At 71.8% G+C, this 12,687-nt stretch carries 7 protein-coding genes; 5 read left to right on the forward strand and 2 right to left on the reverse strand.

Going from position 1 to position 12,687, the window contains the following annotated elements; genetic code table 11:
- Nucleotides 1–396: 396 nt before the first annotated feature.
- From B100_RS0123635 to B100_RS0123655, 5 genes are all read left to right on the forward strand, one after another.
- Nucleotides 397–3,609 (forward strand): alpha-L-rhamnosidase, encoded by a 3,213-nt coding sequence (locus tag B100_RS0123635; RefSeq protein WP_024886885.1) that lies wholly within the window; start codon nt 397–399, stop codon nt 3,607–3,609.
- A gap of 601 nt (nt 3,610–4,210) precedes the next feature.
- On the forward strand, nt 4,211–5,410 hold the full coding sequence (locus B100_RS0123640) for a hypothetical protein (protein ID WP_024886886.1): 1,200 nt from the start codon (nt 4,211–4,213) through the stop codon (nt 5,408–5,410).
- Between the two features lie 177 nt (nt 5,411–5,587).
- On the forward strand, nt 5,588–7,930 hold the full coding sequence (locus tag B100_RS0123645; protein ID WP_486585691.1) for a M4 family metallopeptidase: 2,343 nt from the start codon (nt 5,588–5,590) through the stop codon (nt 7,928–7,930).
- Between the two features lie 272 nt (nt 7,931–8,202).
- Nucleotides 8,203–8,898, forward strand: coding sequence for a type 1 glutamine amidotransferase domain-containing protein (locus B100_RS0123650; RefSeq protein WP_024886888.1), 696 nt, complete (start codon nt 8,203–8,205; stop codon nt 8,896–8,898).
- A 368-nt stretch (nt 8,899–9,266) separates the two neighbouring features.
- Complete coding sequence (locus B100_RS0123655; protein ID WP_024886889.1) at nt 9,267–10,919, forward strand: TlrC/CarA/OleB/SrmB family ABC-F type ribosomal protection protein; 1,653 nt, start codon at nt 9,267–9,269, stop codon at nt 10,917–10,919.
- 98 nt (nt 10,920–11,017) lie between these two features.
- Here the strand turns inward: B100_RS0123655 and B100_RS0123660 are convergent, their stop codons facing one another.
- Both B100_RS0123660 and B100_RS0123665 read right to left on the reverse strand, forming a co-directional pair.
- Nucleotides 11,018–11,887: an alpha/beta fold hydrolase gene (locus B100_RS0123660; RefSeq protein WP_024886890.1), complete on the reverse strand. Its 870-nt coding sequence runs from the start codon at nt 11,885–11,887 to the stop codon at nt 11,018–11,020.
- A gap of 112 nt (nt 11,888–11,999) precedes the next feature.
- Nucleotides 12,000–12,443, reverse strand: coding sequence for a spore germination protein GerW family protein (locus tag B100_RS0123665; protein WP_024886891.1), 444 nt, complete (start codon nt 12,441–12,443; stop codon nt 12,000–12,002).
- Nucleotides 12,444–12,687: the final 244 nt, after the last annotated feature.

Genomic DNA, 12,687 nt, shown 5'->3' on the forward strand with positions numbered 1-12,687 from the left:
CTGTTCCGGTTCCCGCATCGCGCGTTTCGAGTCACCCGGAACCATCCGTGTCCCGCGCGGTTTCCGACACGCCCTGGCCATGTGCCTCACCGGGCCGCCAGGCTCATGGCCGAAAGCGGTCGGGTGGGGCGACGGGCGGTGGGCCACGGCCGTCGCTGATTGAAACCGTTCAATCGGCTCGGGCCTGCGCCGTGACGGAATCACCGGCTGCGCCTCTTGGCTCGCGCTCAGAGGACTCACCCATGAACGCCCTTATCCATCCACGCGGGTACTTCGTGGCCTCACTCTTCACGCCTTTTTACGCGCACTCCTCATTGACCCCTCGCGCCCACGCCTCTACGGTGGCCAAGCTCACCCCATGTGAAACGATTCAGTCCTACCGTGCGAGGTGGCGTAGTGATCAGTCGCAGAAATGTCCTGGCGAGCACGGCGGCCGCGGTGGCCGCCGCGGCCGCCGGAGCCGTGCCGGCCCAGGCCGCGCCCACGCCCTCCACCACCGCCCGAGCGGGCGGCCGATCCGCACCCGTGAAGATCACCGCCCCCACCGTCGAGTACGCCCGGCATCCGCTGGGCCTCGACCATCCCCGCCCGCGGTTCAGCTGGCCCATGGACTCGGACGAGCCGGGGTTCCGGCAGAGCGCCTACCAGCTGCGGGTGGCCACCAGCGCCGCCGCCCTGACCCACCCGGACGTCTGGGACAGCGGACCGGTGACGTCGGACGAGTCGGCCCTCGTCCCGTACGGGGGCCCCGAACTACGGCCGAGGACACGGTACTTCTGGACCGTGCGGGTCTGGGACGGCCGGGGCAGGGTCTCCGGGTGGAGCGAACCGGACTGGTGGGAGACCGGCCTGCTCGGTGCCGATCAGTGGTCCGCGCGGTGGATCTCCGCCCCCGCGGAGCTGACCGACGCGCCGTCCTTCGAGGGCGGCCACTGGATCTGGTTCCCCGAGGGCGACCCGGCGAGCAGCGCCCCGGCCGAGACCCGCTGGTTCCGCCGCACCGCGGACCTCCCCGAGGCCATCACCTCGGCCACACTGGTGATCACCGCGGACAACGCCTACTCGGCGTCCGTCAACGGCCACGAGGTGGCCCGCACCGACCTGGCCACGGACGACCAGGACTGGCGCAAGCCCGCCGTCGTGGACGTCCTCGACCAGGCGAGGCCCGGCGCCAACGTGATCGCGGTCGAGGCGGTCAACGCCACCGAGGGGCCCGCCGGCCTGCTCGCCGTCCTCGTCGTACGCACGGCCCCCGGCGAGCAGCGGATCGTGACGGACGCCGCCTGGAAGGTCACCGACGAGGAGCCCGCCGGGGACTGGCGCGGCGCCGGTTTCGACGACGCCGCATGGGCGGCCGCCCGCGAGGCGGCACCATGGGGAGGCGGCCCGTGGGGGGCGGTCACGCCCGTCACGCACGCCGTCACCCGGCTGCGCCGTGAGTTCTCCCTGCGGCGCGGGAAGGTGCGGCGGGCGCGGCTGTACGTCACCGCGCTCGGCCTGTACGAGGCGCACCTCAACGGCGCCCGGGTCGGCCGCGACCAGCTCGCCCCCGGATGGACGGACTACCGCACGCGCGTGCAGTACCAGACCTACGACGTCACGGAGGTGGTCCGTAGCGGCGGCAACGCCCTCGGGGTCCATCTCGCGCCGGGCTGGTACGCGGGCGACGTCGGCATGTTCGGTCCGCACCAGTACGGTGAACACCCCGCGCTGCTCGCCCAGTTGGAGGTCGACTACGCCGACGGGACCACCCAGCGCGTCACCTCCGACACGGACTGGTCCGCGTCGACGGGGCCGATCGTCGCCGCCGACCTGCTGGACGGCGAGACGTACGACGCCCGCAAGGAGACTCCCGGCTGGACCTCACCGGGCTTCGACGACGGGGGATGGCCGCGCGCCGGTGAGGCGGACGGCGAACTTCCCGAGCGTGTCGTGGCCCAGGCCGACGCCCCGGTACGGGTCACCCAGGAGCTGACACCGGTCGGTGTCACCGAGCCCCGGCCCGGGGTGTTCGTCTTCGACCTGGGCCGCAACATGGTCGGTTCGGTACGGCTGCGGGTCAAGGGCGAGGCGGGCACCGTGGTGCGCCTGCGGCACGCCGAGGTCCTCAACGCGGACGGCACCGTCTACACGGCGAACCTCCGCACCGCGAAGGCGACCGACACGTACGTCCTCAAGGGCGGCGGCACCGAGACGTACGAACCCCGCTTCACCTTCCACGGCTTCCGCTACGTCGAGGTCACCGGCTTCCCCGGCACCCCGACCGCGCGAGCGGTCACCGGACGCGTCATGCACACCGACGCGCCGGCCACGCTCACCTTCGAAACCGACTCGCCGATGCTCGACCAGCTGCACAGCAACATCACCTGGGGACAGCGGGGGAACTTCCTCTCCGTCCCGACCGACACCCCGGCCCGGGACGAACGTCTCGGCTGGACCGGCGACATCAACGTGTTCGCACCCACCGCCGCCTACACCATGGAGTCGGCGCGCTTCCTGACGAAGTGGCTGACGGACCTGCGCGACGCGCAGACGGCGGAAGGCTCCTTCACGCACGTGGCACCCGACGTCGGGCGCCTCGGCGACGGAGCCGCGGGCTGGGGCGACGCCGGCGTCACCGTCCCGTGGGCCCTGTACCAGGCGTACGGGGACCTGCGCGTCGTCGAGGACGCCTGGCCGTCCGTGGTGGCCTGGCTGGGCTACCTGGAGAAGCACAGCGACGGCCTGCTGCGGCCGGCGGACGGGTTCGGCGACTGGCTGAACGTCGACGACGAGACACCGAAGGACGTCATCGCCACCGCCTACTTCGCACACGTCGCGGACCTCGCGGCGAGGATGGCACGCGAGCTCGGCCGGGACCCGGCGCCCTACGACGACCTGTTCGGGCGGGTGCGGGAAGCGTTCCAGCGGGCTTACGTCGACGCCGCGGGCAGGGTGAAGGGTGACACGCAGACCGCGTACGTCCTCGCCCTGTCCATGCGGCTGGTGCCGGACGCGTCGCGGGACGCGGCGGCCGACCGCCTCGTGGCCCTCATCGCGGCCCGCGACTGGCACCTGTCGACCGGGTTCCTCGGCACGCCCCGGCTGCTGCCCGTCCTCACCGACACCGGACACACCGACGTCGCCTACCGGCTGCTCACCCGGCGCACCTTCCCGAGCTGGGGCTACCAGATCGACCAGGGCGCGACCACGATGTGGGAGCGCTGGGACTCCCTCCGTCCCGACGGGACCTTCCAGGACCCGGGCATGAACTCCTTCAACCACTACGCCTACGGCTCGGTGGGGGAGTGGATGTACACCCACATCGCGGGCATCTCCCCGGGCCGGCCGGGCTACCGCGAGGTCGTCGTCCGTCCCCGTCCCGGCGGTGGCGTCGATGAGGCCCGGGCGACGCTGAGGTCGGTGCGCGGCCCGATCTCCACGTGGTGGCGGCGCCGGCGCGGCCGCTTCGAGCTGACGTGCTCCGTGCCCGCGAACACCACGGCGCAGGTGTGGGTCCCGGCGTCGGCCACGGACCGGGTCACGCACACGGGCGCGACACCGCTGCGCCACGAGGACGGCTGCCAGGTGTTCCGGGTCGGCTCGGGCACCCACCGGTTCACCGTCTGACCGCCGACGGGCCGCGCGGGCGGTACGGTCCGCCCGCGCGGCCCGTACGGCCGCCTGGGCGTCCGCCTGGTCGGCGCACCGGACGAGGACGCCGGGGCGGGCGGACACGGCGCCGTTCCGGATCCTCCGGCCGGCGTCGTAGTCCGGCCCGGTGGAGGCCCCGTGGCCCTCGCCGCCCGACGCGGGGCGCGCCGGCATCCGGTCCGTGGTCGACCATGCGAGCGCGGGGGGGCGCCCCCTCGTCCGTGCCGAGCCGCACCCTGCGGGCCCGGGAAGGCCGGCCTGGTCGTGAACGCGGCGTGCGGCGCGAGGCGCAGACCTCCGGCGCCGGTCATGTGCGGGACCAATGCCGTCTTCAGGCCTGCCTCGGCAGTCCGTTGATGCACGGCCAAGTCCGCCTGCCTGGCGCGCGGACAGCGACGTTCTCGAACGGTCCGCCGATCGCGGGCGGTTCGTCGACGGGGCCGGCCGACGCGCCCGTGCTACAGCCAACTGGTAGATCATTCAAGTGCTTACATTTCCGATCCCAGGGTGGTCGGATGCAGTCGATCACTGACTCTGGACCAAGCTGACGGTCGAAGCACACTCCACGCCGGAGTACTTGTACGACCTGGCCGACTATCACCAGGGCGGAGTCCCCGCCGACCCGTCCGCCGCGACGGACCCCGGCAGCCTGGCGCGCATCGAGAACACCTTCGCGCCGCCGCCCGGCAAGCAGATCATCGAGAGCCGTGAGGACAGCCCGACCTACGAGCGCATGCCCGCCGCCTACCCCGACGCGGTCTTCGGAGCGACGCGCGTTCCCCCGTTCCCGAAGGAGCCGGTCGCCCCGGGCCACCGTACCGACTGGGTATCCGCCGGCAACGATGTCAGATGGCAGCAGTACGGGTCGATCGACGGTTGGTCGACCTTCACCGGCATCACCGGCTACCGGCCGCGCAGCGTGCAGAGCGAACACTGGTTCGGCCCGATCACGCGGCCGCGCATGCTCACCTTCGAGGTCCCGCACCGGGTCGACAACGCGATGGGCGGGCAGATCGCGGCCTTCGGCGACGGAGGATCCGCGCACAGCGGTGACACGCGCCGGATGTCCCGGAGCTTCGCGCTCTACCAGGGCGACAGACTGCTGGTGCGGAACGGGCCGCACCCCGACTTCGGTGTGGGCGACCTCTCCCCGCAGCGGCTGCCGTACCGACTGGTCACCACCACGAAGAGCAACGCCGAACTCACCCCGTACTCCACCACCACGCACACCGAGTGGACCTTCATGTCCGGCCAGGCCGAGAACGAGGTCATCCCGCTGGCCCAGTTGGACTACGACACGGATCTGGACCTCGCCGGGCGCGCCACACGCTCGTCGGTCCTGTCGGTGAAGCCCGCTGTCGTCGGCGGCGACGCCGCCGAGGACGCCGTCACCTCGGTCGCACTGGAGGTCTCCTACGACGACGGCGCGACGTGGCGGCCGCAGGTCCTGAAGAAGGCGGACGGCGCCTGGCAGGCCCGGCTCCACGCGCCCGTCCGGGCCGACCACGTGTCCTTCCGGGTCACCGCCAAGCAGCGCAACGGCGGCGGTGTCACGCAGACCATCAGCCGGGCCTTCGGGCTGAAGGAGCCGCGCAGTGGCCGGAGCCCGCGCGAGGTGCCCGGCTCCGGCCACCGCAGCTCACGACCTGCGTCAAGAGGGCGAAGAAGCGACCGCGGGCGAGTCGAGCATCACTCGCCCTCGCCGGCGGCGTGCAGGGTGAAGGGCTTCGTTACAACACCCGAAATCGATCAAAATCAATCAGGGTCGACCAGGTAAAGATCTGCTCATGATCCAACAGGGCCCTTCGCGACGGCTGTTCCGCCTGTAACGATCACTCCGCTGCAACCCGCACCTGGAGGCATCACGGCCTCCAGCACCCGCATCGGCGGCCGTCACCATCCGTGGACAGCCGAACAGAAGGACCCGGAATTGAATCCCTTCATCAACAGGGCGGTGTCCCCACAGGGTTCACACCGCCTCAGACGCCGCCTGGCCGCGACCGTGGTGATCACCGCCGCGGCCCTGGCGGTCTCCTCGCTGCCCGCCTCGGCCGGCGCCGCGTCCCTTGACGACACACCGGGGACCCCCCGGTCGGTGGGAGCGCTCCCTCAGATCGACGCCACGGCCAAGCCGGGAGCCAGGGCTGTCCCCCTGCCGCCCGATCGACGCCAGGAGTTGCTCGACCGGGCGGCCGACGCGGCGCCGGACACGGCCCGTGCACTGGGCCTCGGCAGCCACGAGACACTGATCCCGAAGAACGTCGTCGAAGACGCCGACGGGACGGTGCACACCCGCTACGACCGCACGTACGCCGGACTGCCTGTGCTCGGCGGTGACCTGGTGGTCCATCAGCGGGGCGGGTCCCGGACCGTCACCTACGCCGCCCAGGGCAAGCTGACCCTGGGGACGACCACGGCCGAGGTGCCGGCGGCCACGGCGAGGAAGTCGGCCCTGAGCGAGGCCTCGGCGGAGGGCACCGGCAAGGCGGACGCGCACGACGCCCCCCGCCGGGTCGTCTGGATGATGGACGGCCGCCCGAAGCTGGCCTGGGAGACGGTCGTCACCGGCGTGCAGCAGGACGGCTCCCCCAGCGAGCGCCACGTCGTGACGGACGCCGCGAGGGGTACCGTCCTGGCGAACGCCGAACACGTGAAGTCCGCCCAGGGCAACAGCCTCCACAGCGGGCGCGTCACGATCGGCTCCACCCCTCAGGCCGACGGCACCTACGCCCTGATCGACCCCGAGCGCGGTGGCCACCGCACGCTCGACTCGAGCGTCGACTCACGCGGGATCCTGTTCACCGACGACGACGACGTGTGGGGCGACGGCACACCGTCGGACCCCCAGACCGCGGCGGTCGACGCGGCGTACGGCGCGCGGATGACGTGGGACTTCTTCAAGGACCGCTTCGGCCGCAACGGCATAGCCGACGACGGCCGCGGCAGCACCTCCAGGGTGCACTACGAGCAGTCACGAGGGGTCCCTCTCGCCAACGCCAACTGGCAGGACGGCTGCTTCTGTATGAGCTACGGCGACGGAGCGGACGGGCAGCACCCGGTGACGTCCCTGGACATCGCCGCCCACGAGATGACGCACGGAGTCACCTCCGCCACGGCCGGGCTGGGCGACTTCGGTGAATCACCGGGCCTCAACGAGGCGATCAGCGACATGATGGCCGCCGCCGTCGAGTTCTACGCCGACAACCCCCGGGACGTGCCCGACTACATGGTGGCCGAGCTGGACGACCTGCACGGCGACGGCAAGCCCATCCGCTACATGGACCGTCCCTCGAAGGCCGGCGTCAGCGCCGTCGGCTACGCGCCCCTGGATTACTGGACGCCGGAAGCCAGGCGGAAAGAAGCGCACATGGTGGCCGGGATAGGTGACCACTTCTTCTACCTGCTCGCCGAGGGCAGCGGGCAGAAGACCATCAACGGTGTGGACTACGACAGCCCGACCTACGACAAGCTGCCCGTCGCGGGCATCGGACGGAGCGACGCCGCCGATGTGGTGTACCGCGCCCTCACGGTCTACATGACCAGCACCACCGACTACGCGGGCGCCCGCACCGCGACGCTCCAGGCCGCGGCCGACCTGTACGGCTCGCAGAGCGATGCCTACGAGGCCGTCGCCAACGCCTGGGCGGGTGTCAACGTCGGCAACCGGTTCGTCAACCACATCGCCGCGGATCCGCTGCCGACCGGGCCGGTGGCCACCGGCCAGCCGGTCAGCCGCCAGATCAGGGCGTCCAGCACACGTCCCGGCCCGCTGACCTACTCCGCCCGAAAGCTGCCTTCGGGCCTGTCGATCGACCGCACCACCGGCTTGATCACCGGCACCCCCCGCAAGGCCGGCGACGTCCCCTCGTCCATCGTCGTCGCGGATGCGGCCGGGGACACCCGGACGTTCGCCTTCACCTGGACCGCTCTCGAGTCCGGAGGCCACTTCTTCGTCAACCCCACCACGTATGTGATCCCCCAGTGGGGGGTGGCCGAGTCTCCGCTGGTCTACAAGGGGAAGCCGGGCAAGGCGCCGAGCGACCTCAAGGTCACGGTCGACCTCGACCACGAGTTCAGCAACGCCATGGTGATCGACCTGATCGCCCCGGACGGCACCGTCATCCAGGTCAAACCCTGGGGACCCTATGTCTTCACGCCCGAACTGCACGAGACGTACACGGTCGACGCCTCCGCCGTCACGAAGTCCGGTACCTGGACACTTCGGGTCACCGACGCCACACCGGGGCTGTACGACCTGGACCCGGGTCATCTCCAGCGCTGGAGCCTGACCTTCTGAGCCCGTCCGGTGCCTCTGCCTCCCGGCCCGGCTGAGGAGGCGCATGGCCCGTACGACCATGTCCGGCGGGAGGCGCCCGACGTCACGTCGGCGTCTTCCCCGGTGACCACCTGCGCGAGGTCACGGATCCGATGCTCCGCGAGCCGGGGTCTGTGACCTCGCCGGTCACCGGCGCCCCGGAGCTCACCTGCGGCGCATGCGGCACATTCCGGAGACCTCTAGACTGAACGGGTGATTCAGACGCCTTGAAGGACCCGAGCGGAGGCGGCCCGATGGCAAAGGTCCTGTTCGTAGTGAGTGGTGCGGCGTACTGGGTGCTGAAGGACGGCACGCGATATGCCACGGGCTATTGGGCGGAAGAGTTCGCCAAACCGTACAAAGCGGTGACGGCCGCCGGGCATGACGTGGTCGTGGCGACACCGGGCGGCGCGATCCCGAGTGTCGACATGATGAGCCTCCGCCCGTCGATGGCGGGTGGTGAGCAGGGGGCCTTGGAACTTGAGGCCGTCATTCGTGACGCCGAGGTGCTGCGTCGCCCGCTGAAGCTCTCGGACGTGCGTCTGGAGGACTACGACGCGGTGTATCTGCCGGGTGGTCATGGCCCCATGTCCGATCTGGCCTTCGACGCGGACGCGGGCCGACTGCTGACCGATCAACTCGCTTCAGGTGCACCGTTGTTCATCGTGTGCCATGCCCCCGCCGCGATGCTGGCGACCCGGATCCACGGAGTGTCGCCGTTCAAGGGCTACAAGGTCACCGGCTTCTCCGACGAGGAGGAGGAAGGCGTGGGGCTGGCTTCCCGGGCCACCTGGCTGCTGGAGACGGACCTGAAGGAAAAGGTCGGTGTGGAGTACAGCCGCGGGCCCGTTTGGGAGCCGTACATGGTCGAGGACCGGAACCTGGTCACAGGGCAGAACCCGGCATCCGCCGAGGTCCTCGCCGAGCGGCTGTTGAAGATCCTCGCCTGAGTGCTCGGAGGGTGGGGGAGGGGCACGCGGCCCGCGTGTGGCCGTTCGCCTCGCGACATCGTCGAATCGACCGCGCGGGGTCGCGGCGCCCGCCGCTGTCGGGCGGTGGTCATGCCGCCGGCCTGGTCGACGTTGCCGCCCTGTCCGCGCCACCTGCGGAGCCGCACGTAACACTTCCTGTGCGATCCGAGACGTATCGTCTTGTCAGATCGCCCCGCGTCCCGTAGTGTCCTGCCCATGGGGTCCCTGTGAGTTGACCGGTGCCGACCGCGTAGAGCAGTGCTCCGCCGTCGCCGCGCCCCGCCGTGCAGACGTCCACCCCGATCCGGCCCGGGCCGCAGCCCGTTGCGCCAGGAGGGATCTCCATCTTGCACACCCCACAACTCACTCTTCGCCATGTCACCAAGGGCTACCCCGGCCGCACCGTTCTCGACGACGTCTCCTTCACCTTAAAGCCGGGTGAGAAGGCCGGACTGATCGGCGACAACGGCGCGGGCAAGTCCACGCTTCTCAGAATCGCCGCAGGTCAGGAGCGCCCGGACAGGGGAGAGGTGACCGTGGCCGCCGCCGGCGGTGTCGGTCACCTGCCCCAGACCCTCCCCCTGCCCCCGACCGCCACCGTCCAGGACGCCGTCGATCTGGCCCTCGCGGACCTGCGGGCCCTGGAGGCCGAGCTGCACCGGGCCGGGCAGGCGCTTCAGGACGTCGAGGACCCGGCGGCACTCGCCGCGTACGACGCGCTCCTCCGCCGTTACGAGGCCCGGGAGGGCTACGACGCCGACCACCGGGTGGACATCGCGCTGCACCACCTCGGCCTGCCGGCGCTCCGCCGCGATCGCCGGCTCGGCACCCTCTCCGGCGGTGAGCGCTCCCGTCTCGCCCTGGCCGGGGTCCTGGCCGGCCGTCCGGAGCTGCTGCTCCTGGACGAGCCGACCAACGACCTGGACGACCGGGCGGTCGAATGGCTGGAGGCCCAACTGCGGGCCCACCGCGGCACGGTGCTCGCCGTCACCCATGACCGCGTGTTCCTGGAGCGCCTGACCACCACGGTCCTGGAGGCCGAGGCGGGGAAGGTCACCCGCTACGGTGACGGCTGGGCCGGCTACCGGACGGCGAAGGCGGCGGAGCGCCGCCGACGGCTGCGGGAGTACGAGGAATGGCGCTCCGAGCTGGCCCGCAACGAGCGGCTGGTCACCGGCCACGCCGCCCGGCTCGGCGTCATCCCCCGCAAAGCACCGCTGGCCAACTTCGGCCACGGCGGTTTCCGGGCGCGCGGCCGGGCGCACGGCGCGATGGCCCGCATCCGCAACGCCCGTGAGCGGGTCGAGCGGCTGACCGCCCACCCCGTCACCCCACCGCCCGACCCGCTGGCCTTCACGCCACGCATGGCAGTGCCGGGGGAGGGGCCGGGAGGGGACACGGGAAGCGCGGTGGCGGAAGCGCCCGCCGTCCAGCTGTCGGACGTACGCGTGGGTGACCGCCTGCGTCTCGAGTCCCTCACCCTCGGCCGCAACGGCAGGCTCCTCGTCACCGGCCCCAACGGCGCGGGGAAAACGACCCTGTTGAAGCTGCTCGCCGGTGAGCTGCGACCGGACGAGGGCACGGTGCGGGTGCCCGGCAGGGTGGGCCACCTGCGCCAGGACGAGACGCCCTGGCCACCGGATCTGACGGTGACCGAGGCGTTCGGGACGGGACGCGCGGGCACCGCCGACGAACACGCCGACGCCCTGCTCGCCCTCGGCCTCTTCCGCCTCGCGGAACTCGGCTCGCGCATGGGCGAGTTGTCGTACGGCCAGCGCCGCCGCGTGGACCTGGCGCGCCTGGTCGCGGAACCCGCCGGTCTCCTGCTGCTCGACGAGCCGACGAACCACCTGTCACCGGCGCTGGTCGAGCAACTGGAGGAGGCACTGACCGGCTACCCGGGGGCGATCGTCCTGGTCACCCACGACCGCTCACTCCGGTCACGGTTCCAAGGCGAGCATCTGCAACTGCCGCAGGCAACGGAGGTGCGGGTGGGGTGACAACCGGTGCCGGGAGGCGCATCACCGGGCTGCCCCCACCCGAACTCCCGCGCCGCGATCGAGTCGTCGACGCGCGCCCTAGGCCGGGGCCACCCGGCCTACGAGGCGCCGTCGAGGACCTCCCGCAGCCGACGCGCGAACTCGTCCGGCTTCCCCGGATAGCCGAACTCCCCGTCGCAGAAGCCACCGTGATGGCTCGGGAACACGGCCACCTTCTGCCCGAGCAGTTCGGCCATCGCGACGGAGGTGCGTGCCGTCAGCAGGTTCGCGGACTCCTCACCCACCGCGATCACCACGCGGGTCGGCGCGGCGGTGATCGCTTGGGCATCCGGCCGGTAGCCGCTGACCGCCCACGACCGGTCGGACAGCAGCGGATCGTCACGGGAGCCGTCGTCCTCGGTGGGCATGCCGAATGCCGCGGGATCGGCCTCGGGCTGCGCGAAGTACGCGTCCGTGAACTCACCCTGCCACGAGGTCATGGCCACGAACGCGGCCATCCCGGCCCCCCATCCCCGCTTCTCGTACGCGTCCCGGACCGCCGCCCGCGCCCGCACGGCCGCGGGGCCGTCCGGGGTGAGGGTGAGGAGCGGCGGCTCGTGCGCGACCAGCGTGGTCACGTCGGAGGGATACCTCTCCACCAGTGCGAGCGCGGTGATCGCCCCGCCGCTGCTGGCGAACACCTCGACCGGCCCGGCCCCGAGCGCCTCGATGACGGCGTGCACGTCCTCGGCCTGTGTCTCCGGCGTGTGGTCGACCCGCCCGTCCTTGCGGACACTGCGGCCGAGGCCGCGCGGGTCGTAGGTGATCACGGTCCGCTCGGGGAAGCGCGCGGCGAGCGCGGCGAAGCCGGAGGCGTCCATGGGCTGCCCGACCATCAGCAAGGGCGGCCGTCCGTCACCGGCCGGCAGCGGCCCCCGCACGTCGTGGACGAGGTCGGCGCCGGCTGTCTCAAGCGTGTGAGTCTTCATGCCCGTGCAGACCGGTCCCGCCGAGAAAACTCATCGGTGCGGCAGCCGATCGATGCCAGCCGGCAGCGCGGTGCGACCTCTTGCATGCCCTCGCCGAGGCCGTCGCTGGGGTTCATCCACGCCCTCGCCGAGGCCGTCGCCGTCGCCGCAGCGCGCGGATCACCTTGGGCAGCGCGTTCGCGAGGACTACCGCCGACAGTGGCAGGGCGACATCGCGCCAGGGAGCGCGGACGGGCTTGTAGGCCGCGGCGCCGTCACGGATCTCGATGTAGCCGAGGGGTCTGGCGCCCACGGCTCCGCCCCCTCCGCCGCCGTCGGCGGTCCTGGCGGCGCCGACCTCCCGTCCCGCACCGCCCCCGAAGCCAAAACCGACCGCCGCGACCGGGATGACGGTCACGCCGCCGACGGTGACGGGCTGACCGTAGACGGCGGTCACGGCGGCACGTCCCCCGAGCCGGTCGGCCAGGCGCTCCAGCAGCCTCACGGAGACGTGCGCGGCCGACAGGTCGGAGTCCGGCGCGGCATCGGCTGCGCTGTCGTGCTCTCCGTCGGTCATGGCGTGACTCCGGGTGTGGGGGGGGTTCGGCGGTACCGAGCGTGTGGACGGCGAGGGTGGGGAGCGATGACACCCGCCGCCCTCGGGGGCGAAAGGACGCTCCTGACGACACTGCATGCGCCCCCTCGGCGGGGCACCACGGACGGTGCGGACGAGTGAGGACGGGGTCGGCGAGACGCGGAGCGGGTCGAAACCGACCTCGGCGCGGGCCCGTTCGCTCCGGTGTGCACGGCGCGTTGCGCCC

The organism is Streptomyces sp. CNH189, from assembly GCF_000527195.1.